The following is a 25,251-nucleotide window of genomic DNA, read 5'->3' as shown; positions in this document are numbered from 1 at the left end:
GGCTCCCGCTTCTTTTATAATTCGATTTCATCTCCGGCTTCCATGATCAGTCCATTTCCCTCTTCAAGCAAATCAATGAATTTGTTAGGATCCTGTTTGATGACAGGGAAAGTATTGTAATGAATCGGCACGACTTGTTTGGATTGAAGGAATTTCGCTGCAAGTGCGGCATCTTCCGGGCCCATGGTGTAATTGTCGCCGATTGGCAGGAATGCCAAGTCAATCGGATGTCGCTCCCCGATCAGCTTCATATCGGAAAATACCGCTGTATCCCCTGCATGATAGATCGTTTTCCCTTCTATCGTAAGCAATATGCCAGCAGGCATTCCCAAATAAATGATTTGCCCATCCCCGTTATTGAATCCCGTTCCATGGAATGCTGGCGTCAGTTTCACCTTTCCAAAGTCGAACTCGAAAGCTCCGCCGATGCTCATCCCGTGTGTTCGAACTCCTTGAGCACCCAGGTAGTCGGCCATCTCTGCAATGCCGATGACAAGTGCATCATGCCTTTTGGCCAATTCAACCGTATCACCGACGTGGTCATTATGGCCATGTGTTAAGATGATCACATCCGGTTTCACATCTTCTACCTTCAAATCGGTCAATTCGTTTCCAGTAATGAATGGATCGATTAAAATCGTTTTACCATTCGTTTCGACTTTTACAACTGCATGTCCATGAAAAGATACTTTCATTTTTGATGCTCCCTTCCCATACCCACTAATTTTTTTAAGTAGCTTTCTTAGGCCTTTCCCATTTACTATACTTTTAAATATTGCTATGGTAATTATATCTTATTAATGGAGGTATCGTCATGAATGAACGTTTGACAGAACTACAAAATTGGCTACAGGCCAATGAGACTGAAGCCGCTTTACTTACATCTACAGAGAGCATCTTCTATTTGAGCGGTTTTTTTAGTGATCCTCACGAAAGACTGCTGGCACTTGCCATTTTTGCAAATGCCGACCCATTCCTTGTCTGCCCGAAGATGGAAGTTCCGGATGCTAAACAGGCTGGATGGGCTGGAGATATCATCGGTTACACCGACATTGAAGATCCATGGGAAAAAGTTAAGCAAGCAGTGGAGAATCGCGGGTTATCCATTAATAAAATGGCTATTGAAAAAGAGCATATGAATGTAGAACGTTATGAAAAGGTCCAACAACACTTCGGAGCCCCAAAGCTCGTTTCCGCAGAAGAAAAACTTCAAAGGATGCGAATGATCAAGTCGGAAGATGAAATGGTCAAAATCCGTGAAGCATGCCGTCTTGCCGACTTTGCGATTGAAGTGGGTGTCAGCGAAATTCATGAAGGTAAAACGGAAATGGAAATCCTTGCAGCGATAGAATACGAATTGAAAAAAGCCGGAGTCAGCCAAATGTCTTTCTCCACCATGGTCCTGACTGGTAAAAATGGCGCTTCCCCACATGGCACACCTGGGAATACGAAGGTTCAGCGCGGCGACCTCGTCCTCTTTGACCTTGGCGTCGTTCATGAAGGGTACTGCTCTGACATCACTAGAACGGTCGCTTACGGAGATATCAATGATAAACAGGCAGAAATATATGAAACTGTACTTAAAGCACAAGAAGCTGCCGTTAGAGCCAGTAAACCTGGTGTATCCTGTTCCGAGATAGACCTGACGGCCAGAAACATCATCAGCAAAAAGGGATACGGTGAATTCTTCCCGCACAGACTCGGCCACGGGCTTGGGATCAGCGTCCATGAGTATCCATCCTTGACTGAAACGAATTCCCTCGAGCTTCAATCCGGAATGGTTTATACCATCGAACCTGGCATATATGTTCCAAATGTTGCAGGCGTAAGGATTGAAGATGATCTATTGATCACGGATACTGGCTGTGAGGTTTTGACCAAATTCCCGAAGAGCCTGCAAATCATAAAATGATAATGCATTAACCAATTAATATAACAAAAACCGGATACCCCCGCCTTCATTTAAGACGGGGGTATTTATTCAACATTTCAACTAATCGGTCCGCAGTTCATACTTCATTGCTTTATCACTGCCGTCAAACCAAATGACCAGCCATTCACTATCAATTCTTATGATTCCCCTTTCGGCACCGAGATAATAAACAACATTATCTTCCTCTTTAAAATATTCCGTTTCTGTTGGAGACCCTAAAAGCGTAAACACTTCTTCTTTTGTCATGCCTATCAATTCGTGTTCATTCATTAAATCTTCTACCAGGTATACTCTTCCTTCATCATCATTTAGCCATCTTTCAGCGGTGAAGCTTGATTCATATTCATACACCCCCAACAGAACCACACAAAAAAATAGAAGGGCAAAGCCAAGGCATGTAATGACTATAAATCTAATTTTGAGTTTCCTTTTATTATGCCGGTCGGTATATTTCCATGAAATCCATTGAAAAAATAGTAATAGAATAAATGGAAGCAGCAGTGCTGATATACTCATTAAACTGATAGAAGCATGTGCAGCATTGATGAAAAAAATATAAATGAAATAGATCAAAGCATACAAAAGCACGAATGAATATAATGCATAGTTTACTATTTTTGAAACACTCAAAGAAAAAACTCCCCTTTCACATTAAAGATTACCATAAATAAACAAATGGGTTCCTGCAATGATTCCTTACATCATAAGAGTTGGAAACATATTGTTCCATTTTTCAATTTCCAGATTATTGGCATAAACATTCGCTAATTTGTTACAATTGAAATCAGATCCATTAGGTAAATCATAGTATAATAGGATTTAAATAGAAGGAGGAGATTCACTTGAATAGTATAGATTATAAAAATATTCTTGTTGCAGTGGACGGCTCGGAAGAAGCAGAGTGGGCTCTAAAAAAGGCAATCTACTTAGCAAAACTCAGTGACGCTACCCTTGTGCTCACACACATCGTGGATACAAGGAATTTCCCTACTGTCGAAGCTTATGATATGACTATCCGTGATCACTCTGAAACCTTTGCCAATGAGTTATTGGACAAGTATAAAACGGAAGCCATTGCTTCTGGGATTACAAAGGTCCAAACAGAAGTTGCATATGGTTCTCCTAAAGTTCAAATTCCAAGGGATTTAGCGAAAAAGCATTCGATCGATTTAATTGTTTGCGGTGCAACGGGCCTTAATGCAGTCGAACGTTTCCTTATCGGCAGCGTGTCGGAAGGCATCGTTCGCCATTCAAACTGTGATGTTATGGTCGTGCGTGCGAATTAATAAGAGAAAATGATAAAAAGCTCGTTCGCCAAATTGGTGAACGAGCTTTTCCTTGTTATTCACTTACCAGTTTTTCCGCTTTTTCAATCGCCAGCAAGACTTGGGCAAAACCTGTACCGCCCGCACTGTTACGGCGTTTAACGGCTTCATAAGGATTTAATGCATCATAAATATCATGTTCAAACAAATCGGAAGCTTCCTGGAATTGTTCAATGCTTAGGTCCACTAAATAGCAGCCATTCTGGACACAGAACAATACAAGCTTCCCGACCACTTCGTGCGCCTTACGGAAAGGCATTCCCTTTGAAGCTAGGTAATCAGCTAATTCCGTCGCATTCGAGAAGTCATTTTTTGTTGCTTTTTCCATTACGTCCGTTTTCACTTTCATCGTTGAAATCATGCCGGCAAATATTTTAAGTGAACCAACAATGGTCTTAACCGTATCAAAAACGCCTTCTTTATCTTCTTGCATATCTTTGTTATAAGCAAGCGGCAGTCCTTTCAAAACAGTCAATAACCCCGTTAGGTTCCCATAAACCCGTCCTGTTTTACCACGGATCAATTCCGCCATATCAGGATTTTTCTTTTGCGGCATAATGCTGCTTCCCGTGGAAAACGCATCATCCAATTCAATGAATTGGAATTCCTGGCTTGACCAGAGAATGATTTCTTCGCTGAAACGGGATAAATGCATCATCATTGTTGCACTGTTACTCATGAATTCAATCGCAAAATCACGATCACTTACCGCATCAAGGCTGTTTTCGTAAATCCCCTCAAACCCCAATAGCTCCGCACTGAGTGCACGGTCAATCGGGAAAGTCGTCCCAGCTAATGCCCCAGCACCCAATGGAGAAATATTGATCCTTTTGAAACTCTCGGTGAAGCGCTGCTTATCACGCTCAAGCATCCAAAAATAAGCCATTAAGTGATGCGCAAATGAAATGGGCTGTGCACGCTGTAAATGTGTATAACCTGGAATTAACGTTTCCACATTTTTCTTGGATTGTCCCAAAATCGCTACTTGCAAATCATTGATGAGTTCCAGGATCACTTTCGTTTGGTTCCGCATATATAGATGAAGGTCGGTTGCAACTTGGTCATTACGGCTTCTTCCTGTATGAAGCTTTCCGCCAACTGGACCGATTTCGCTTATTAGCATACTTTCCAGGTTAAGATGGATATCTTCCATCTCAACCTTAAAAGTCAATTCACCCTTCTCAGCCTTTTCCTGTAAACTTTTCAGACCTGCAATGATCTGATCCGCATCTTCCTCAGGTAAAATGCTGCATTGCTTTAACATGGTTACATGAGCTAAACTGCCTTGAATATCTTCAAGGACAAGTTCCTGGTCAAAGGAAATGGAAGCTCCAAACTCATCTACCCATTCTTCGGCAGATTTCGTGAATCTTCCTCCCCAAAGCTTGCTGCTCACACTGTCACCTTCTTGTTATTGACCATGCTGTTCACTTTCGTTGGAAGACCCCATAACTTAATGAATCCAACTGCTGCATCATGATCGAATTCATCCGCTTTTGTATAGGTAGCCAATTTTTCGTCATATAGGGAGTACTCGGATTTTCTTCCTTCAACAATCGCATGACCTTTGAATAGTTTGACACGGACCGTACCCGTTACATTCACTTGTGTTTCTTTCAGGAATGCAGCCAAAGCCTTTTGAAGCGGAGAGAACCAAAGTCCTTCATAAATCAATTCAGTCATTTTCTTCTCAATCACTGGCTTGAAGTGAGCCAATTCTTTTACAAGCGTGATATCTTCAAGTTCTTTATGTGCAGCTATCAATGTCATCGCACCGGGAGCTTCATAGACTTCACGTGATTTGATTCCTACTAATCTATTTTCAACGTGATCGATACGCCCAACTCCGTGTTTGCCGGCAATTTGATTCAACTCGACAATCAGGTCAGCCAGTTTATAGTTTTTATCATTCAATGTAACCGGCACACCCTGTTCAAAACCAATTTCAATGATATCGGCAGTATCTGGCGTACATTCAAGGCTTGTAGTCAAATCATATGCTTCTTCGGGCGGAGCAGCCCAAGGATCTTCCAGGATTCCACACTCGTTACTTCTTCCCCAAAGGTTTTGGTCAATCGAGAACGGACTCGCCATGCCAATCGGAACGGGAATGCCATTTTTCGCTGCATATTCAATCTCCTCTTCACGAGACCATTTCCAGTCACGAACAGGTGCAAGAACTTGCAAATTAGGGTTCAAGGCGGAGATGGATACTTCGAAACGCACTTGGTCATTTCCTTTGCCCGTACAACCGTGCGCAACAGCTACCGCGTTTTCCGCTTCAGCCACTTCCACTAATTTCTTTGCGATCAGCGGACGTGATAAAGCTGATACCAATGGATATTTCCCTTCATACAAAGTATGTGCCTGAAGAGCCATCAATGCGAATTCATCAGCGAATTCGTCCTTCGCATCAATGACATAGGAACTTACCGCACCAACAGTGATCGCTTTTTCTTTAATGAAGTCCAAATCTTTTCCTTCACCGACATCCAAACAGCATGCCACAACTTCGTATCCTTGATCTTGTAACCATTTAATTGCAACGGAAGTATCCAAACCTCCGGAATATGCTAAAACAACTTTTTGATTTTCCATTTCCATCGTCCTTTCATGTGAATAAAAATTCATCGTTTGTTATTTTTATTCAATCTATGATTAGTACTTTATCATCTTTATTAAAGGAATACAAGGGGTATTTTAAAGATTTTGCTAAATAATCCGCTAATAATTTTAGTGAATTTACACATTGGATGCTTCCGCGGGAATATAGTAAACTAGGAGTATGATAAATCGAAAAGCGGAGGGCATATGAAAGAACTATTTACCTTTGATGAACGGCTTGGCATCTCAATTCCCGATTTGAATCTGGAGTGGGATGAATATACAAAAGGCGAGCAACAGCAAATACTCGTACACTGGGAGAATATCCGGGGAAGCATCCCGGACCGCATCAAGGAACTTGAATCCACCATTAACCGAAAGCAGTTTCGGCTCTCCGATGAGAGTAATTTCGCTAAATCATGCCAGCTCAATTCCGAAATTGCGGAACTTGCTTCCATCATCAATGATTTATGGCTATGGTATCGTGCCAATCAAGTCGTAAGTGAAAAGATGCATAATTAAGGCCTATTCCATGCAAAAAAAAGCCACAGTTTAAAACTGTGGCTTTTTTTGCATCCTCTTATAAATCCTTGCGAAGTTCACCAACGACATGTCCCAATTCCGGAAGAATCAATTTATTCATCGCAAGCCGAACCGCCCCTGATGAGCCTGGGGTGGAAAAAACGGCTTTATTGTTCACGACTCCGGCAATCGCCCTGGATAAAATGGCGGCAGACCCGATATCCTCTTGATAACTAAGCATTCGAAAAATCTCGCCAAAACCGGGAATTTCCTTGGTCATCAACTCTTTGACCGCCTCGATCGTTACATCCCTATTGGCGATGCCAGTGCCCCCATTTGTTAATATGACATCGACCTTGCTGCTTTTGCTACCAGAAGTGACCGCATCCTGAATCGCTTCCCGCTCATCTTTAACGATTACATATTCATTCACTTCATGACCATTCGAATTCAGCAAATCCATCATCAGTGCTCCGCTTTTATCGCTTTCTTCATTACGTGTATCACTGACGGTTATCACCATGCAGCGAACTGCCTCCGTGATGGCTTTTTTATGATTCTTGACACTCATTCTTCATCAGCCTTCTTATCCAGTAAATAACGATATTGATAGAACTTCTGGGCAAATTCACTGACACTCCGGGTCATTTGATAATTGGATCCAGCCCCGATGGCCATACTGATGAACGGTATGCCACGAACCAATTTTTTTCGAAAAACAGTAATGGATAATGCTTTCAACAGCTGCTTCAGAGGCTGTTCCATCCAGGTAGGGTTTGTCAGTTCTTCAATTCCTAAATAAAAATAGTCATCTTCTGCGGTCTGGACCTCGCGGATCAATTCTTCCCACGCTATTCCTTGGAGCCTCTTTGGCATCGCTCCTGCATTGAATACCTTAAGGGCCAACATCATTTCAAACGGCGTATTCACCTCAACACCATAAGACATCGCAATTAGCTGTACGATCCTGACATTGATGACCGTCATGGCTGGAATATCGCTCCCTAGCAGAAGGAGGCCTCCTGATCCGCTCATCCCGCCCTGTGCAAATGAATATAAGCGATGCTTAGCGATATGCTGATTGGCTATGTAATTCAACTGATCGATCGATAAGTGATTCAAATCACTCAACGTTTCGATTTCTTCATTAAACACGCGCGCAGATGCTAAAATCCGCTCTCTTGCATCTATTTGAACTTGTGAGCTCTGAACCATGGCATGTAAATGAAAAAGCCAGGTATCCAGCTTTTCAAAAAACTGTTGTTGGACGTTTTCAGGAAGCAGGGCAAACCCCTGCTCCAACCATTTATCATACAGTGCAGCAAGGTCCGTGGGCTCATATTGATAAAGTTTTTCCTGCCATTCACTAATTTCATTCCAAATTTTCATTTCCCGGTTCGTGAATTCCATGCATCAAGCCTCCTATGTACAGAATTGGTGGATTCTCCCTTAAGTATACCATAGAGGGAAGCTTTTCAGAGAACGGATGATAGGAATCCAGTGTGAATGGGGATGGGCTGCATGGACATAAACTCCATGAGGAGTCGGACTTTGAGGAGGGAATTTCATGGGAAAGACCCCTTACCAGTGGAATAAGGGATCATTATAAAAAAACAGGAAGTCATGTTTTCCAAGTTTCGCTCAAGGCTATCTTCATCGTATCCCTGACAATCATGATTTCTTCATTAGTGGGGATGACCATGACTTTTACAGGGGAATAGGGTGCATTGATGAACGCTTCCTTACCCGAGGTGCGATTGAGATCCTTATCCCAATAAACTCCCATGAATTCAAGTCCCTCCAAGATTCGGCCCCTAATGGTTTGACTGTTTTCACCGATGCCCGCTGTAAAAATGATGCCATCCACACCTCCCATTTTAGCTGAATAGGAGCCAATGTACTTGTGAATTCGGTCTGCGAATACTTTAAGTGCGAGTTCAGCCCGCTCATTGCCTTCATCCGCTTCAACTTGAATATCGCGCAGGTCGCTGGAAAAACCGGAAAGGGCCAGCAGGCCGCTTTTCTTATTCAGGACATCCAGAACTTCATCTACTGTTTTACCCGTCTTCTCCATGATATAAGGAATCAATGCAGGGTCGATGTTCCCTGAACGCGTTCCCATAGTAACACCGGCCAATGGTGTAAATCCCATTGATGTATCAATTGATTTGCCGCCCTTTATGGCCGTGATGCTTGCACCATTCCCTAAATGGCACGATATCAATCGAAGCTGTTCAATTGGGCGGCCAATCATTACGGCAGCACGCTGTGATACATATTTATGTGAAGTACCATGAAACCCATACTTTCTTATTCCGTATTTTTCATAATATTCAAGAGGCAAGCTGTACAAATAGGAACCTTCTGCCATCGTTTGATGGAAGGCAGTGTCGAATACCGCAACCGCTGGCACATCATCCAGTGCTTGCCTGAAGGCTTTGATCCCGGTGATATTGGCGGGATTATGAAGGGGCGCCAACTCGGAAAGCTTTTCGATTTCCTCTATTACGTCCTCCGTAATCAAGACCGATTCGCTGAATACCTCACCGCCATGCACCACCCGATGCCCTACGCCATCTATCTCTTCAAAGGAGTCAATGATGCGATGGTCAATCAGCTTTTCCAATAAAAGCCCTACAGCCACTTCATGATTGGGTATATCAAGCGTTTCAGAAACCTTGTCGCCTTCGACGCTTAAAGTAAATGCGGAATTTTTCAAGCCGATTCTTTCTACAAGACCTTTTGTAATTACTTTTTCACAAGGCATCTCAAAAAGCTGAAACTTCAATGAAGAGCTGCCCGCATTAATAGCCATGATTTTTGACATCCATCCTGCTCCTTTTCTCTAAGCTAGTTCTTCCAATGTTATCTCAACGAAACGTGCAGTGTATTGAACAATCTTATCATGACAAGCAGGTTCAACCAAATATTAATGAACAATTGCAAATAATCACTCTCAAATAAAAAAATGAAAGCCAATGCCCGGGGCATCAGCTTTCATTGACTATTTTTCCTCTTTAAACCAATCGTCCATCTGTTGCATGACAGACCTGGTCGCTTCGAAATCCGACAACTTCGGAAGCTGTACGAGCAATGCCTTCTTCGGTGCTTCGATACCCTCTTTTTTCTTTTGAAGAATCAGGATGCTTTTCGCAGCCGCTTCACTCTTAAACATGGAAAGCGGCAATTGCACCATCCCTTGAATATGTGTATGCTTCTTCAGGAAATCATTGAGTTTCGGCGCTTCCTCCGAGACGAACAGGTTATTCGGGACAATGAAGAATAGATGTCCGCCTTCCTTCGCGTGTTTAACACCTTGTTCAATAAACAAATGGTGGGCATACGAATGTCCCTTATCGGCCTTCAATTCATATTCAGCTGCACGCACATCATTCGGATAATAACCAATCGGCAAATCACTGACCACAACATCTGAAGGATCGATGAAAAGCGGCTCCAGGCTGTCCTGGTTGAAAAATTGCAGCGGGTGTTCTTGCAGGTTGGCACCTGCATAAGCAAGCCTGATCAAGGTTTCATCAATCTCGACACCATATGAAGCGATGTTTTTATCAGTAAGTTGATTCAAGATCGCAAATAGTAAGTTCCCCGTTCCGATGGCTGGATCGAGCATGACTATCTCTTTTTGATCCTTTGTGAATTTACCTACTAAATAACTGACGAACATGCCGACTGCATCAGGAGTCATATGATGATTCGGCTGAACGCTCTGCTGCATGCCTTTTAAAATGGCAAGCTGGTACGCTTTTCGGATTGCTTCTTTTTCATATTTCCCTGGTGAAAATGAAGCATAATGCTTCACTAACCTTTTTTTCGATACTTCACTGATTTCCTCCTGCAGGACTTTCCCTTCGAAGAAATTCTCGCCCGTTTCACCCAGGGCATCCAGATACGTACATGATAGTTCACTTTGCAATATTTGGGCTGTTTCATCAAATTCATAAAATAATTGTTCAACTGGGGTAGACTTCACTTATTAATTCCTCCTGTTTGCTTCTGTCCCTATTTTAATGGTAAGAAGAAAGAGATACAAGCCGTACGTCCTGCTCATCATTCTTCGTCTGTTTAACGTACTGTTTTCTGCTTTGAAATTATTAAATACAAGGTGTAAAATTCGGACGTTGATTTCCACTTCAGGCACTCGCTTTCCGCGGGCGGTCGGGGAGCCTCCTCGGCTTGCGCCTGCGGGGTCTCCCTAGACACGCTTTTCCCGCAGGAATCTCGTACCTTACGTTCCAAGCAACTTTGTTTTGAAATTCAGATAGAAACTCTTTTGTCTAAAAAAGTGGCTAGGAATGGTCACACCCCGAACCATGAAATGTTTTGGTGGACTTGATTTCCATTCCAGGCACTCGCTTTCCGCGGGCGGTCTGCCCTCGGCTTGCGACTGCGGGGTCTCCCCTGGACGCGCTTTTCCCGCAGGAGTCTCGTACCTTACGTTCCAAGCAACTTTGTTTTGAAATTCAGATAGAAACTCTTTTGTCTAAAAACTCAAATACGGATTGTGTTGTTGCCCTGTATTTTTTATTACTTGGATAGGCTCAATGAATGCCCCAACAGAATACCATGCATGAGGTGGTGATTATATATGGATAATCAATATCAAAACTATCATGGGCAGGTTAATCCGATAAATCAGCAACATGATATTCAGTCAGCAGATGAATTAAACAGGCAACAACAGGGGTTTCAACAAGGGTTTCGACAAGGATTTCGACAAGGGTATCGACAAGGGTATCGAGAAGGATTTCGAGCAGGGCAACAACAGGGGTTTTTCCCAGGACCAAGACAAATGCCGTCGTGGCCTAATGAAATTGACATAAAAGTTGGAACACCTAATGGTCAAGAGTGGTCTGGCAAGGTTGTTTTACCACAAAATGGTCCGACTTTCGAGCCTTAACTGATCCAGCATATAATAAATGAAACTCGTCAAAAGAAACGAACTGTATCGATCGACCTCAGAAATTAATAATAAGCACAACTTAAATGAATATTAGAGCCTAAAAAGGACCTGTCCACTTCAACGACAAGGTGTTTATCAACAAGAAAATCAACATTAAAACAAAAAACCGGGCACATTGAGCCCGGTTTTTTAAAATTTGCATCTTATTTTGCCGCTTTAGCCGCTTCGATTGCACCTTCGTAATTAGGATGGCTGGTACCTTCACTTACATATTCTACATAAGTGATTTCATCAGAGCTGTTCACTACGAATACAGAGCGAGCCAATAGACGAAGTTCTTGCATGACGACACCATATGCTTCACCGAATGAAAGGTCACGGTGATCGGAAAGAACTTGAACATTGTCCAATCCGCTTGCAGCACACCAGCGTTTTTGCGCGAAAGGAAGATCGTTACTTATCGTAAGTACTTTTACATTATCCAATTTTGCCGCTTCTTCATTGAATTTACGTGTCTGTGCGTCACAAACACCTGTATCCACAGATGGCACCACGCTGATAATGCGGACAGAACCTTTGGAGTCGTTTAAAGTAACCGGTGATAAGTCATTAGCCAATACTGTAAAATCAGGTGCTTTGTCCCCAACTTTTAGTTCTGGTCCCACTAAAGTGATCGGGTTGTTTTTAAATGTAACTGAAGCCATTAAAAATTCCTCCTTTTTCTGCTATATGTACAAGCATAATAATATTTGTTTTGCCGGAATTTTGCAATTAATTGAATTGGGAAATGTGATTGGCGCTTGTACATGACTTCCAAGCTTTTGAATGTGTAATGATATACTGCAGCAAAAATAAAAACTCGGCGGATGCCGAGTCGCAGTTAGAAATCTATATCCATTTTAGGTTCTTGGTACCTTTTTGCAGCTGGTTGACTGCCGCCTTGGTTTTGATTACTGCCCTGCTTTTGATTATTGTCTTTCTTGGATAGCATGGACTGAATCTTATCGACGACTTGAGGAGCTAAATCCATCATTTTTTCGAGAAGATGCGTCCCTTCATCCAGATGGATCATTTTCACCCCATGGGAACCGACAATCAAAAAGGCAATTGGTGTTATGGAAACCCCGCCGCCGCTACCGCCGCCAAAAGGCTGCTTGGAACCACCTTGCTGTCCTTGATGGTTTCCATCCATCACAAATTCACTGCCACCGGCTGCAAAACCAAATCCCACTTTGGATACGGTTAAAATGACACTTCCATCCGGAGTTTCCACCGGATCTCCGATGATCGTGTTCACATCGACCATTTCTTTCAGATTTTCCATTGCTTCTTTCATTAAACCTTGGATCGGATGATCTGACATTTAAATTCCCTCCACTCTAGAACGATTGTTTATTGGAATCACCTGATAGCTTCGCTAATTTACTCGACTTGAAATGCGGCTTCCCGCCTTTCCAATAACGAAGCAGTTTTATTCCAGTCACCATAGCCTGCCCGATTCTAAATTGTAATATGCAGGAAATCGACGTGTTTGCCTGCCATCTCTGAAAGTCGGGTGTAATGGAATAGGAGGGCATGATCCGGAAGTTGAAATAGGTTGTCAGCAAACCGATGATGGAACCTTTGAGTGCCCAGCATGCTCCAGTTAAAACACCGGTGTGTGCAGCGTTTTTAGTACCGACCTTACTATGCCAAGTGAATTTTTTGACTTGGACTTTCCCAGCGAAGTGACGGACGATCTTATGGAAACCGATTATATGCTGAAGCATCTCCAGAATGTCTGCGAATCCGTCACGCATATCTTCGGCTGTAATTTTTTTCTTTTCTTCCTTTTTTGTTTTTCCGTTCATTTCTTGCTCTTTGTTTACTACTACAGTTGTCGAGTCATCTTCCATTTTGATGACCGGAACCTTGATTGTATAGTGAAAAAGCCCATACCAAGCTGATAATTTAATATGTATTAGGTCATTCGTTTGGACACGTTTGTAGTCGATGGACACTCTTACTTTTGTGAAAACAACTATTAGCAACACCAAAATGAGGATACCTATAATCAACAAAAGCCACTTCATGCACCCACACCCCTTCAGCCTATCATTATTGGCTTATGCAAAAAAAAATAAACCTGTAAAAGCGAAAATCACGCTCTTACAGATTTATGACTGGAAGAAATCATCTTCTGATCAACACAACGCCCGTGTCTGCAAAGATATCATGCAAAGCCTGTTTCTTCGGTAATAGGCCTGCCAAGAGATAGCCGATCCAAGTGATCTTTGAAATATAACGGCCAATCAGCTCCCTGAACAAAATCGTGCCCCATGAAATGTTTCTTTTCTCTTCCTTCAATGCAACGACTTTCAGTCCAAAAATCATTTTACCAAGAGTTTGGTTCAAGAATTTGGTCATCAAAACAAAGTATAAGAAGAATACGACCCCCGTTAAAAATCCCTCTGCGGAAAACCAGAGATCATCTGTCCCTTCATAAAACTTGAAGATGGGATGAATCAAAATCCTGTTCAAACTTCCGATAACCAATAGGTCGGCTAAATAGGCCCAAAACCTCATCCAAAAACCGGCAAAATGCACTTTCATTACTCCGTCATCCTCCACGGCATTACTGACTGGTGTAAATCCCTGCTCAACGGGAACCTCTTGATCTGCCATTAGATTGGATGAAGCAATTTGTTCATTATTTTCATTTCGTTCCGTCATCCTTCAGCCCCCCTATTCCGCATACAAATACATTAAGCGTGGAGAATTTGAAGAGGAAAGGATTTTTGTCAAGACTGCCGTTTCCACATCATTTCCCAACATTTTTTGCGCACCCATACTGAATAATGAACCGAATCCTGCCTCATCTGTATAACGGATAACTTGAGCATCCTTTTCACCGATATCCGTTTTCATCGCTGCAATTACATCATCCAAATGGCCGAAATCATCGATTAGATGGTTTTCTTTAGCCTGACGTCCATCATAAATGCGGCCATCTGCGATTTCCCTTACTTCCTTCTCTGACATACCGCGTCCATCTGCAATGATTTTTACAAATTGGTCATAAGAATTATCGATCATGTCTTGGAGTATTTCACGTTCTTCACCAGTCATTTCCCGGGTCGGACTCATAATATCTTTGTGTGGTCCGCTTTTGATGGTTTGGAACTCAACACCATACTTCTTGGCCAACTTCTCGTAATTATACCCCTGCATGATGACACCAAGTGAACCCGTCATCGTTTCCGGACTAGCATAAATCTTATCGGCTGGTGCAGAAATATAATACCCACCTGAAGCTGCCATAGACCCCATTGATACATAAACAGGTTTTTTCACTTTCTTGATATCAAGGATCTTTTCATATATCTCTGCACTTTCGACGACACCGCCGCCTGGAGAATTCACCCGAAGGATGATTCCTTTGATATCGTCATTTTCCTCAGCCATCTTCAGCTTATCCATGAAGGCACGGTGATTATATGTTGCCGAACTAAGTAATGAGGCTTCTCCTGTATCTTGAATCGTGCCCTCTACATCGAATACGGCAATAACATTAGAGAAATCATCGCCTTCTATGACTTCCTCATAAAATGCACTTTCAGAAGCAAATAAATCATCAATGATATTTTCCGTATCCGCTGTAAATAGAGTCGTAGCCGTCCCTACAGCAATAGAAACAAAAAATAAAACGGCTGCAATTCCAAGTGCCGCCCAACGCTTTCCATTCATCTGTTTTCCCCCTTAAATATATGTATCCTTCTTACCATACGAACTAAAGACGAAAATGTTTCATTCCATGATAAACCAAGACATATAAAATTGTAGCAAATAATCCTCAAATTGGAAATGAATTGGTTCATTTTGGACAATCTCCATTTGTTTTTTCAATATCCATTAATATATTAATTTTCCCAAGTTTCAATTTTTGAGCTGAGCAGTAAATCACGTAAAGGGAAAATCAGCTCAACTAAAAAGCTGCCGGGATCATCCTGGCAGCTTCTCTATTTATTGCTTTGGTGCTAATTCAATTGCTGACTGAATGGCCGCAAGCATGCTTTTTTCATCAGCGATGTTCTTTCCAGCGATATCAAAGGCTGTGCCATGATCTACGGAAGTTCGGACTATGCCGCCCTTGAGCCCTACAGTAATATTGACCCCAGCCTCAATTCCCATAACCTTGATTGGGGCATGTCCCTGATCATGATAACAGGCAATGACAATATCAAAATCCCCACGGCCAGCCCGGAAGAACAATGTATCTGCAGGAAGCGGCCCGCTTACATTGATTCCCTCAGCCTGTGCCTTCTCTATTCCAGGCATTAACTTCTCTTCTTCTTCACCATTTCCAAATAAGCCATTTTCCCCTGCATGAGGGTTTATACCACAAACGGCGATGCTTGGGTTTTGGAAGCCCGCCTTTGTCAGCGTTTCATGTGCAAGCTTAATTACTTTGTACGTCCGTTCAGGATTAATGCTTTCAATAGCTTCAATCAGCCCCATATGAGTCGTCAAATGGATGACCTTTAAATTGGGAGTGGTCAGCATCATCGAAAAGTCATTTGTATCCGTAAGGTCAGCAAGAATCTCTGTATGACCCGGATACATATGACCACCTTTGTGGAGCGCTTCTTTATTCAGTGGGGCTGTACAGATTGAATGAATTTTCTTCTCCTTTGCCAGGTCGATGGCCTTTGCCAAGTATTGAAAGGCGCCGTCTCCCGCTAAGGCAGATACCTCTCCAAACGGAAGGTCCAAAGGTAGGATGTCCAGATCCAGAACATCTATCGAACCGAACTCATATTTCGCCTCTGCAGGATCTTTTATGGCATGAACCATCCCCTCAAAGCCTACGATAGGCTTTACCTTTTCTATTATTTTCGCATCTCCGATAATAAGCGGCCTGCACTGTTGATACACCTCAACGTGAGACAATGCTTTTACGATAATTTCCGGGCCAATTCCCGCTGCATCTCCCATCGTAATTCCGATAATGGGTCTCATCAATCATTCTCCCCCTTCAACTTATTCATCGCATGGATAAATACGTCCTCTGAACCAAATCCTCCAGCTTTCGTGACGACATGAATAGCGTCATTACCTAGGAATTTGGAGATCGGGACCCCTATTTCCAGTTCATCCAGCAATTCGAAACCTTTTACATCCCATAGATTGCATATTTGCTTGGCAGTATCGCCGCCTGTCATTGTCACACCTTTAAAATATTGTTTCTCTAACAGGACAGAACATACTGTTCCAATCGCTTTCACAATCTCGTTACTGACCTGTGTATGAGTAAGGCCTTTAGATTCGCCTGTTTTCCAAGCCCTTTCAATATCCGCGTTTTCTGCAGTGGAATAAATGACGACATCCTGCCCTTGTGCTGCCATTTGGATGGCCTCATGATAAACTCTCCTGATTTCCTCAGTTCTTTCCCGGTCGTCCCCTACAGCTTTATGGGACTCGAATGATATGGCATGTACCTGGGTCTGTTCCAACATTTTTTTCAATTGTTTCCGTGAATTCTTATTTACACTTCCGATCACTGTAAGGACCGGCGAGCTTGAATTAGGGATCTTCAATCGATTTTCCTTGTTTGGTATGGAATAATGGTCAGGCAGGTAATTGGCGATCCCTGCCGACCCCGCCCATGCCACGTCAATATTCATTTCCTTTGTATAATTCAATATGTCTTTCAAATGCTGCTCTTCGGTTGCATCGATGATGATATACGTTATCGAATCCTTTGCAAAACCTAATAACATACTGTTCACATGGTTTTTGCCTTTGTCCAAATCCTTCACTGTAATTGTACCAATTTTATGTGATGTCTGGGCGCCAATCAACTCTGGCAGATAAGATTGGGTCACAGGCGTTTTTGGGTCCTTGGAAATCTCTGTTTCTCCAAGAGGAATACCATTTAAATAGTGGGTAGAACCCAGAATTGATCTTCCATTTTTAGGATAACCCGGAGCGATCATGACTAAATCCGGCCTTACAGCATCATAGATGGCATCTATTTCAGCACCGATATTTCCGCGCATTGTCGAATCTAGCTTTTTGAAGATCGTTGAGAAGCCAGCCCGCTTTAAAAAGCCTGCCGCTGCCTTGACTTTATCATAAGCATCCTGCCTCTCAAGTGAGCGGCTGTCTGTATCAAATACGACGGCATCATAATCCCGTACATTTTCTTCATCCAATCCAAATAGTACGGTCGTTTTAAGACCATGTCGAGCCAATTGGACTCCGCTATCATTGGCGCCAGTTAAATCATCCGCAATAATCGCTAATTTCATTTAAATCCCCTCCAAAGCATGGGCTAGCCTAATTATTGTATTTAGCCACTCCACCCTTCTTATCCAAATGCTTGGATAGGAAGCCGATGAATATCGGGAGAAGAATAGCTGTTGTCACGACACTTGCTGCAATTTGTACAGTAGCAAGCTCCGCATGGATCCCGAATGAAGCATTCGCTGCCACGATAGCCACCGGAGTCCCGACGGCGTTACCCGCAGTGGAGCCTTCAGAAGCACCGACAATCGGGTTCCATCCTATCCACTTAAAGATCAGATACCCTCCTCCACCAGTTAGGAGAACTGTAATCACACCAAGCAATACTCCACTTAATCCACCTTGGATTATCGCTGTGAAATTAATCCCCATTCCTAATGAAAAAGCAAAGAACGGAACAAGCTTATCGCTTCCTTTAGAAAGAAAATCTTTCATCTCGGAATCTAAATTCCCTAATACCACCCCGACTAGCAGCGGAAGCAATACGGCAATGAACGAAGTTGGAGAGAACATGCCATCAGCGAAGCCCATTGTCCCGAAAATAGCAAGCGCTACCATTGTTAAGAATGGACCGTCACTTAAAGCGAGAAATGGGTAGGCGGCCTTGTCTTCTTCCTTTCCATACTGACCGGCTAATGCAATATAAAGCCCGCCATTGGAATTTGTCATGGCAGCAATAATTGCCAATGGTGCCATTCCTAAAAACAATCCGTTACTATCGGCCAGCCAGAATCCAAGTAGGCCGACCAGTGCTCCTAACACCCACTTATATGTTAAAAGTGTAACGCCCTTTTTCACCGAAGTGCCTGCTGTACGAAGATTGATTTGCGTTCCGGCAATTAAGAGGAATAATGCTATCAAAGCACTTGAACTGTTCACGAACAGTTCTTCCGTAAAACCGCCAATCCTTAATAGACTAGGAAATAATGTATTGATAGTGGCTGCCAGCAATAGCGGAACAACCATCATCCCCCCTGGGATACGATCAAGCGTTGCTTTAATTCTCATAATAAAAACCCCTTTGTTTTATTATTAAAGCGCTTACAATATTTATATTAAAATATGATGTTAATAAAAGCAACACTTATAAAAATATTAAACTATCTTTAATAAAAATAGTTTAAAAATGCAATACTTCGATCAAAAAAAAAGCAAACTTAAAGTCATTCTTTAAGTTTGCGCCATAATGTTGCCCGGTTGATCCCCAATCGTTCGGCAGTTTTCGTTTGATTATAATTTTCCTCTTTCAGAACTCGCTGAATGATATACTTTTCCATTTCTTTTAGCGTCGCTTTTTGTGAAACGAAGATATCAGTCGGAATGTTATTATCTTCTATTATTTTCTCAATGGTTTCCTTTCGTATCACATACTCTTTTTCATTTAAGGCTATTTGCTTAATTAACTGTTTTAAATCGTCGATGTTGTTAGGATACGAATACTCTTCCAGAAGAGCAAGGGCATCACTTTTTATATTCATAGCTGTCGTTCCATACGTTTGATGATAATAGGATAAAAAGAATTTCGTTAAGTTTCCTATATCGCTCTTTCGTTGCGATAAATCCTGCATATGAATCGTGTTTATTGCAAAATGCCCAGCAATGGCTTCGTTGACTTGACCATTTGATACAATGAATATCGCTAGACTTTTTCTGCAGCAAATGCTTAGAAATTCTCTTAATGGTTCATAATCATTTAGACAATCGATATTCTTCAGAGTTATGGTGCGGATATGCTCAAGAGGCAGTTTGTTAAGCTCAGCTTCCTTGAATTCTTTGAAATCAATTATAAGTAGCTTTCCATTTTTAGTTTGTTCATTATGTATATAATGTACAAGAAACTCCTTACCCGTCCCTCGATTTCCTTTTAGGTGAATGATTTCATGGTTCTTATAGAGTGCTGTTACATTATTTATCAGAACGGTATCCATGGCAACCGGTTCTGAGATGGAAGCTGCCTTGATCTGTACACCTTTTTGATCGAATCGTTTCACAGGACTCGCATCTAATACATAAACCCCATATGACGAGTACAAACCATCATGCCAAAAGCCGTCTACCTCTATACTGCTGCCATCCTGTGAAAAACTGGTATGAAGCTGCTTACTTACGTTCACTTCTCCATTCATGGTTCTATATTGATCATCGCTCAATGGGTTGGAGTCAAAATCCGTTAAATGCTCATAGACGATTTGATTATCACTATTTAAAATGACGATATTATGGACTTCTTTGACTAAAAGCCTTTCAAACATCCTATTGATGTCGCTTTTGTATTGAAGATAGGTAATCATTTCCCTAGCATCATTGATGGCCCTTATGATTGATTCCTTTCCCGATTGAATGAGGAATCCTTTCATTCCATAAGAGATGGTTGTATTTATTGTAATCACATCACCAACAATCTGTTTATAGCCTTCGTTTTTCAAAGTCAAGATGAGAGGAGCTACATCTTTTGATTCACGGACCGTATAAACCTGTAAAGGAAGGTCCAATAAGTCGATAATCGATTGGGCGCCTGATGTTATATTTGAAAATCCTACGATGGCCGTTTTATCTTTAAGCTCACTGGCCAATGTCAGGGATCGGATCATATCATAACCGGAAAGGTTCATGTCGATCACTGGGATATTGACCGATTTCTTAATTAACTTGGCCGTTCCTCCCCGGCTGATTATGGCATCCGCTCCGTTTTCCTCTTCCAATTTTGCAAGTTCAACACCCTTTTCCAAGTCGCCTATGGAATACCCTATTTCCAAGTCTGGATAAAGTGGCAAACACGCTTTTATAATTGGAATCATTGATTCATACGGCGCAATGATATGTACTTTCATACACATAACCTACTTTCTTATATATCCGAACCCTACCCTTTGTATGGCAGGGATTTAAAGAGCCCTTACTGAGAATTCATTATACCATTATTCTCTTTTCACTTCCTAAAAAGACGATCCTAGTTAATCATGCAAGAGCGGACCATTCTTTCTTTTCGTTACCGCTTTAACAAAAGTGCTTCATTCCATGATAAACTATGTCATATAAAAATGTACGAAATGTACAGTTGCATTTTGTACTGCGGTTTTACTTTTTCAAAAGAAAAGAAAGCCCTTTCATAAACATACATACTAGGAGGGATCATGATGAACACTCGAAGGAATATTTATTTTTTCCATGCACCGAATGCAGAGATGCTTAGCAAGGTTGAATACTTGTCAGACTTGGCGAAGCAACATTCGTATGAAGTCATCCAGGATTTCACAAAAGCAAACATCATCGTAAGCATCGGTGATGACGGCACATTCCTGCAGGCAGCCCGTAAAACCGGGTTCAGGGATGACTGTTTATATGCTGGCATTTCCACCACAGGTAACTTGAATATGTATTGCGATTTCCACTTGGAAGATACGGATAAAATGATCGATGCCATGACTAGAGAGCAAATCGAGGTGCGTAAATATCCAGCCATCGATATCCAATTGGACGATCAGCCCTCCTTTTATGCCCTTAATGAACTCAGTATCCGGTCTTCCATCACCAAAACGTTCATCATGGATATTTTCATTGATCGACTCCATTTTGAAACTTTTCGCGGGGACGGAATCATCATTGCTACTCCGACCGGAAGCACCGCCTATAATAAATCGGTCAATGGGGCGGTTGTCGATCCCCTTCTCCCTTGCTTTCAAGTGAGCGAGCTTGCTTCCATCAATAATAATACCTATCGGACCTTAGGCTCCTCATTCATTCTTAGCGGTGATAGGACTTTGACCATCCACCTTGAACAAAACGGACCAAGCTATCCGATCATCGGAATGGACAATGAAGCCTTAAGCATCAATCATGTCGAACAGGTAAAGGTCCGGTTAAGCGGTAAAGTCATCAAGACCGTTAAGCTAAAAGACAATTCCTTTTGGGAAAAGGTTAAAAGGACCTTCCTTTGAACGTACTAAAAAGGTACCGGATATGATAGCCGGTACCTTTAAATATGATAAAATTCTTTCGTATTTTGATAAAGGGTTTCATAAACATCCTCAATCGGCAATCCTTTAATCGAAGCAATTTGACGCACACTGTCATGCATCATGCCGGGATGGGTCCATTTCCCTTCGAAAACCCCTTCAAACTGCCATGGGCCATCCGTTTCAATCATCATCAGCTTAAGTGGGTATGCCGAAACTAATTCCTGTATTTCCCTCTCATAACAAACATCAGGTGTAATCGAAATGCGGTAGCCCTTTTCGGCCATTCTTTCGACTGTGCGGATATCTCCTTTAAACCAATGAAAGTGCGCCTTTGTGATTTGATGCTTATCCAAAAGGTCGCAAACGATAGGTGCATCTTCATGGACGGCATGAAGGATAACCGGCTTTTCCATCTCTTTAGCAAAAGCCAGGAACTTCTCCAATATCACTATATACGCTGAGTTATCCATATCGGGATTTTCCTGCCTTAGATAATAGGGCAGTCCAACCTCACCTATGGCAACCATATCTTGACGATGTTCCCGCATCCAGTTCAATAATTCGTTCACTTCTTCATCACTCGGGAGGGGCTGCTCTGGATGAAAGCCAAAGGCTGGCTTAACTCGGGAATCCTCCAGTGAAAGCTGATAATTGTTAATAGAAGAAGCCAAATTCATGGAAACAGTCAGCAAGGATTGCAAATGAACCTTTTCCATGTCAGTCAGAATCTGCTTCCGCTTAACAACATCATATTTATCCAAATGGATATGGCTGTCGATGATTCTCAAATTTAATAGCCTCCTTACTTAAGTAGAAAGAGTTGGCATTAATGCTGCATATAACTCTCTTTTCAAATGAAAAAATTCATCACTAAGAAGCTGTTCTTCACTTCTTGGCCTTGGAAACGGAACTTTGACTTCTTTGATGACCGCAGCCGGTTTTGCAGATAACACATAAATTCTATCGGATAGGAAAACCGCTTCATCTATGCTATGCGTAACAAAAAGCACCGACCTCCGATTTTCCTCCCAAACCGACAACAGCCATTTTTGCATTTGCAATCTTATCAGTTCATCCAAGGCAGAAAAGGGTTCGTCCAGGCACATCAAGTCCTGTGGACTTAAGATACTCCGGATGAATGCGGACCTTTGCTTCATGCCTCCTGATAATTCATGCGGATATGCTTTCTCATACTCTTCTAATCCAGCTTTCATCAATAGGGCTTTTGCCTTTTCTTTATCTCTGATCCCAGCAAGTTCACTTCCCAGCAAAACATTTTCCAATACCGTTCTCCAAGGTAAAAGGGAAGGCTGCTGCGGCATATAGCTGATATGGCCCTTTAAACCATTTATCTTTTTACCATCCAGTGAAATGATGCCATGATCCGGCTTCAAAATACCTCCGATCAAGTGGAACAAAGTACTTTTACCGCTGCCCGATGGCCCAAGGATCGTGACAAATTCCCCATCATCCACACGAAAATTCATGTTCTCCAATATATTCTGTTTACCATCGAAAGAATAGGAGACATCTTTAATTTCCAGCTTCATCCTTGCCGCCCTCCTTTCTCTTCCAAGAAACTAAGTATTTCTCCAGGAAGGTGATGATTCCAAAAAAGACCAGGCTCATTCCCATAATGATGAAAATGGCAACAAACACTCGGTCTGTCCTGAACGCAGAGGACGCGAGCGTCATATAAACACCAATCCCCGATTTTGCCCCGAGCCACTCTGAAATAACCGCACCCATTACGCTATAGGTGGCCGAAATTTTCAGGCCGGAGAAAATGAACGGGATTGAGTGAGGAAATTCCAGCTTCCAAAATAACTGGTTTTTCCCCGCTCCCATCATCTTGAAATAATGCTTAAGTTCGTATGGTGTCTGGCGAAAACCGTCCAATGATGCAACCGCAACCGGAAAAAAACATACGAGCGAAATCACTATTAGCTTAGGCAGCATGCCAAAGCCAAACCAGATCACCAATAGCGGGGCCAAAACTATGATAGGTATATTTTGTGATAGTATGAGCAGAGGATAAACCGCGTCCTTCACACCTGGAAATAGGTGTAAGGTTGCAGCAACCAATAAGCCGATGCAGCTTCCAATAAAAAAACCCGACAACGCAAGCTCGGTTGTCGATATAAGGTGTCCGTAAAGATTGCGCGACGACTCAATTCCTTCAATGAAAATGGCCGATGGAGCGGGAAGCAGCCATTCTTCAACCTTCAATAAGACTGTCACTGACTCCCAAACTATCAGCAACAATAATAAAAGAAAGAAGGGAGCCCCCTTCTTCCAAATTCCCCTTCCGATCATGCCCGATATTTCTCCGTTAACGTATCCATCGTAATCCCGCTTGGCTGATATAATATTTTCACTTGGGAAATGACATTCGGCGATCCTATTTCGATCATTCTTACATTCATTTTTTCTATCACGGCAAAAAGTTCGGAAAGCTCGCCCTCCATTGTCGTTTCAAGGGGGTGAACCTCATACTTGACACCAGATTCTTCAATGATCTTGATTGCTTCATCGACCATAGGGATGACATTTTCCCCTTTAGGAATAATTTGTATACTAATTAATGAATTGGCCATCGTATTTCCTCCTATTTTGGTAAAAATTCATTGGTAAATGCCTTTTCAGGATCGAAATCACCTTCAAGAAGCTTGTTTTCAGTCATCCAATCACTGTAATTCTTCCAGATTTCCAGTTTTTGTTCACCCCAACGCGGAGCATCATCCTGATACTTGGCTGCAAGCCACTCCTGGCTTTTCTTAACTAGTTTTGCATCAAGATCCGGCGCAGACTTAATTAACATGTCTGCTGCATCAGCAGGATTCTTAATCGCAAACTGGTACCCTTTTGATGCTGCATGAACGAATGCTTTAACAGTTTCGGGATCTTCTTTTATCATCTTTTCATTTGTAGTCAAAACAGGCGTATAGTAATCAAGCTTATCAGAGTATTCGGTTAAGTAAACCATATTAAGCTTTTCATTTCGCAACTCAGCCTCAATACCTGTCCATCCATAATAAATCCAGGCAAAATCTATATCCCTTTTAACCGAAGTGAAAAAATCCATGTCTCCTGTATTGACTATATCCACTTTATTTACATCCGAATTTTCTTTTTTCATGAGTGAATCAATAATGGCCTTTTCAACCGGAGAACCCCAGCCACCATACGTTTTCCCTTCAAAATCCTTGGGAGTTTTAATGTTCTTTGCCTCAGGGGAAGCGAATCCAGAGGTATTATGCTGGATGACTGCAGCAATCGAAACAATTGGCACGCCCTGCACGCGGGCCTGTGTTATGCCCTCCTGGTAGCTTACGCCAAATTCAGATTTTCCTGAAGCGACAAGCTTATCCGCTCCAGCTTCACCTGGCATGATAATTTCCACATCAAGACCTTGCTCTTTAAAATAACCTTTTTCCTTGGCAACATACAATCCTGTATGGTTTGTATTCGGTGTCCAATCGAGCACGACCGATACCTTTTTTAATTCTTCATTTTTAGATGCTTCTTCTTTTTCATTAATTCCGCCTGCACCACATCCAGCCAAAAGGAACAACGAAGTTAACAGTGGTAAGAATTTATTCAAGTTATTATCCTCCTACACATCATATAAGATCCATATGCCGGAACCATAATGGGGCTCCAGGGTCTATTCAAATACTGGATAAAAAGCAAAAAACGCCC

General features: G+C 42.2%; 27 protein-coding genes. 5 read left to right on the top strand and 22 right to left on the bottom strand.

Annotation, left to right across the window (positions count from 1 at the left end):
- Positions 1-14: 14 nt before the first annotated feature.
- Positions 15-695: a metal-dependent hydrolase gene (locus ACQKMF_RS03200; RefSeq protein ID WP_402938891.1), complete on the bottom strand. Its 681-nt coding sequence runs from the start codon at positions 693-695 to the stop codon at positions 15-17.
- Between the two features lie 119 nt (positions 696-814).
- On the opposite strand from ACQKMF_RS03200, the gene ACQKMF_RS03195 reads away from it, so the two are divergent.
- Positions 815-1,912 (top strand): M24 family metallopeptidase, encoded by a 1,098-nt coding sequence (locus ACQKMF_RS03195; protein WP_402938893.1) that lies wholly within the window; start codon positions 815-817, stop codon positions 1,910-1,912.
- Between the two features lie 81 nt (positions 1,913-1,993).
- Here the strand turns inward: ACQKMF_RS03195 and bamE are convergent, their stop codons facing one another.
- Positions 1,994-2,563 carry an outer membrane protein assembly factor BamE domain-containing protein gene (bamE, locus tag ACQKMF_RS03190; protein WP_101222922.1) on the bottom strand — a complete coding sequence of 190 codons (570 nt, stop codon included), beginning with the start codon at positions 2,561-2,563 and terminating at the stop codon, positions 1,994-1,996.
- 221 nt (positions 2,564-2,784) lie between these two features.
- Between bamE and ACQKMF_RS03185 the strand changes: the two genes are divergently transcribed.
- Positions 2,785-3,219: a universal stress protein gene (locus ACQKMF_RS03185; protein ID WP_402940132.1), complete on the top strand. Its 435-nt coding sequence runs from the start codon at positions 2,785-2,787 to the stop codon at positions 3,217-3,219.
- Between the two features lie 55 nt (positions 3,220-3,274).
- On the opposite strand, the gene argH is transcribed toward ACQKMF_RS03185, so the two are convergent.
- Together argH and ACQKMF_RS03175 are read right to left on the bottom strand one after the other, a co-directional pair.
- Positions 3,275-4,654, bottom strand: a complete 1,380-nt coding sequence (gene argH, locus ACQKMF_RS03180; RefSeq protein ID WP_101222923.1) for an argininosuccinate lyase — start codon at positions 4,652-4,654, stop codon at positions 3,275-3,277.
- Positions 4,651-5,856 carry an argininosuccinate synthase gene (locus ACQKMF_RS03175; RefSeq protein ID WP_402938900.1) on the bottom strand — a complete coding sequence of 402 codons (1,206 nt, stop codon included), beginning with the start codon at positions 5,854-5,856 and terminating at the stop codon, positions 4,651-4,653. Before ACQKMF_RS03175 ends, argH begins: the two co-directional genes overlap by 4 nt.
- A gap of 213 nt (positions 5,857-6,069) precedes the next feature.
- Between ACQKMF_RS03175 and ACQKMF_RS03170 the strand changes: the two genes are divergently transcribed.
- Positions 6,070-6,384, top strand: a complete 315-nt coding sequence (locus ACQKMF_RS03170) for a hypothetical protein (protein WP_101222925.1) — start codon at positions 6,070-6,072, stop codon at positions 6,382-6,384.
- A gap of 58 nt (positions 6,385-6,442) precedes the next feature.
- Here the strand turns inward: ACQKMF_RS03170 and ACQKMF_RS03165 are convergent, their stop codons facing one another.
- The 4 genes from ACQKMF_RS03165 to ACQKMF_RS03150 form a co-directional block, all read right to left on the bottom strand.
- Positions 6,443-6,955, bottom strand: coding sequence for a MogA/MoaB family molybdenum cofactor biosynthesis protein (locus tag ACQKMF_RS03165; protein WP_402938903.1), 513 nt, complete (start codon positions 6,953-6,955; stop codon positions 6,443-6,445).
- The gene (locus ACQKMF_RS03160) at positions 6,952-7,794 is read right to left on the bottom strand and encodes an EcsC family protein (RefSeq protein WP_101222927.1); all 843 of its coding nucleotides are present in this window, start codon (positions 7,792-7,794) and stop codon (positions 6,952-6,954) included. Before ACQKMF_RS03160 ends, ACQKMF_RS03165 begins: the two co-directional genes overlap by 4 nt.
- 211 nt (positions 7,795-8,005) lie before the next feature.
- On the bottom strand, positions 8,006-9,211 hold the full coding sequence (locus ACQKMF_RS03155) for an acetate kinase (RefSeq protein WP_402938906.1): 1,206 nt from the start codon (positions 9,209-9,211) through the stop codon (positions 8,006-8,008).
- Between the two features lie 177 nt (positions 9,212-9,388).
- Positions 9,389-10,375, bottom strand: coding sequence for a class I SAM-dependent methyltransferase (locus tag ACQKMF_RS03150; RefSeq protein WP_402938909.1), 987 nt, complete (start codon positions 10,373-10,375; stop codon positions 9,389-9,391).
- A 615-nt stretch (positions 10,376-10,990) separates the two neighbouring features.
- Here ACQKMF_RS03150 and ACQKMF_RS03145 point away from each other — a divergent pair.
- Entirely contained in the window at positions 10,991-11,302 is a 312-nt protein-coding gene (locus ACQKMF_RS03145) for a hypothetical protein (RefSeq protein WP_101222930.1), read from the top strand.
- Positions 11,303-11,508: 206 nt separating this feature from the next.
- Here the strand turns inward: ACQKMF_RS03145 and tpx are convergent, their stop codons facing one another.
- The 9 genes from tpx to ACQKMF_RS03100 form a co-directional block, all read right to left on the bottom strand.
- Positions 11,509-12,009, bottom strand: a complete 501-nt coding sequence (tpx, locus tag ACQKMF_RS03140; RefSeq protein ID WP_101222931.1) for a thiol peroxidase — start codon at positions 12,007-12,009, stop codon at positions 11,509-11,511.
- Between the two features lie 176 nt (positions 12,010-12,185).
- Positions 12,186-12,668 carry a GerW family sporulation protein gene (gene ytfJ, locus ACQKMF_RS03135; RefSeq protein WP_137018154.1) on the bottom strand — a complete coding sequence of 161 codons (483 nt, stop codon included), beginning with the start codon at positions 12,666-12,668 and terminating at the stop codon, positions 12,186-12,188.
- Positions 12,669-12,684: 16 nt separating this feature from the next.
- Positions 12,685-13,377, bottom strand: a complete 693-nt coding sequence (locus ACQKMF_RS03130; protein ID WP_402938914.1) for a DUF2953 domain-containing protein — start codon at positions 13,375-13,377, stop codon at positions 12,685-12,687.
- Positions 13,378-13,477: 100 nt separating this feature from the next.
- On the bottom strand, positions 13,478-13,897 hold the full coding sequence (locus ACQKMF_RS03125; protein ID WP_402940135.1) for an RDD family protein: 420 nt from the start codon (positions 13,895-13,897) through the stop codon (positions 13,478-13,480).
- A gap of 132 nt (positions 13,898-14,029) precedes the next feature.
- Complete coding sequence (gene sppA, locus ACQKMF_RS03120; RefSeq protein ID WP_137018152.1) at positions 14,030-15,031, bottom strand: signal peptide peptidase SppA; 1,002 nt, start codon at positions 15,029-15,031, stop codon at positions 14,030-14,032.
- Between the two features lie 276 nt (positions 15,032-15,307).
- Positions 15,308-16,303 (bottom strand): 4-hydroxythreonine-4-phosphate dehydrogenase PdxA, encoded by a 996-nt coding sequence (gene pdxA / locus ACQKMF_RS03115; RefSeq protein ID WP_402938917.1) that lies wholly within the window; start codon positions 16,301-16,303, stop codon positions 15,308-15,310.
- A complete protein-coding gene (locus ACQKMF_RS03110) occupies positions 16,303-17,595 on the bottom strand; it encodes a four-carbon acid sugar kinase family protein (RefSeq protein ID WP_402938919.1) in 1,293 nt (430 codons plus the stop codon). The genes pdxA and ACQKMF_RS03110 overlap by 1 nt, the downstream gene beginning before the upstream one ends.
- A gap of 28 nt (positions 17,596-17,623) precedes the next feature.
- Positions 17,624-18,598: a 2-keto-3-deoxygluconate permease gene (locus ACQKMF_RS03105; protein ID WP_402938922.1), complete on the bottom strand. Its 975-nt coding sequence runs from the start codon at positions 18,596-18,598 to the stop codon at positions 17,624-17,626.
- Between the two features lie 155 nt (positions 18,599-18,753).
- Positions 18,754-20,421, bottom strand: a complete 1,668-nt coding sequence (locus ACQKMF_RS03100) for a sigma-54-dependent Fis family transcriptional regulator (protein ID WP_402938925.1) — start codon at positions 20,419-20,421, stop codon at positions 18,754-18,756.
- A gap of 306 nt (positions 20,422-20,727) precedes the next feature.
- Between ACQKMF_RS03100 and ACQKMF_RS03095 the strand changes: the two genes are divergently transcribed.
- Entirely contained in the window at positions 20,728-21,528 is an 801-nt protein-coding gene (locus tag ACQKMF_RS03095; protein ID WP_402938928.1) for an NAD kinase, read from the top strand.
- Positions 21,529-21,566: 38 nt separating this feature from the next.
- On the opposite strand, the gene ACQKMF_RS03090 is transcribed toward ACQKMF_RS03095, so the two are convergent.
- From ACQKMF_RS03090 to ACQKMF_RS03070, 5 genes are read right to left on the bottom strand one after another with little or no spacing between them, the layout of a single operon-like run.
- The gene (locus tag ACQKMF_RS03090; RefSeq protein ID WP_402938931.1) at positions 21,567-22,337 is read right to left on the bottom strand and encodes a TatD family hydrolase; all 771 of its coding nucleotides are present in this window, start codon (positions 22,335-22,337) and stop codon (positions 21,567-21,569) included.
- 18 nt (positions 22,338-22,355) lie between these two features.
- A complete protein-coding gene (locus ACQKMF_RS03085; protein WP_427571736.1) occupies positions 22,356-23,099 on the bottom strand; it encodes an ABC transporter ATP-binding protein in 744 nt (247 codons plus the stop codon).
- Positions 23,083-23,865 (bottom strand): ABC transporter permease, encoded by a 783-nt coding sequence (locus ACQKMF_RS03080; protein ID WP_402938933.1) that lies wholly within the window; start codon positions 23,863-23,865, stop codon positions 23,083-23,085. The genes ACQKMF_RS03085 and ACQKMF_RS03080 overlap by 17 nt, the downstream gene beginning before the upstream one ends.
- A complete protein-coding gene (locus tag ACQKMF_RS03075) occupies positions 23,862-24,146 on the bottom strand; it encodes a thiamine-binding protein (protein WP_034309193.1) in 285 nt (94 codons plus the stop codon). Before ACQKMF_RS03075 ends, ACQKMF_RS03080 begins: the two co-directional genes overlap by 4 nt.
- Before the next feature lie 11 nt (positions 24,147-24,157).
- On the bottom strand, positions 24,158-25,153 hold the full coding sequence (locus ACQKMF_RS03070) for an ABC transporter substrate-binding protein (protein ID WP_427571734.1): 996 nt from the start codon (positions 25,151-25,153) through the stop codon (positions 24,158-24,160).
- Positions 25,154-25,251: the final 98 nt, after the last annotated feature.

The sequence above is a fragment of the Peribacillus sp. NPDC101480 genome, from assembly GCF_050277335.1.
Lineage (GTDB): Bacteria > Bacillota > Bacilli > Bacillales > DSM-1321 > Peribacillus.
The sequence above is the reverse complement of the archived record's forward strand: the minus strand, read 5'-3'. Positions and strand labels throughout refer to the sequence as shown.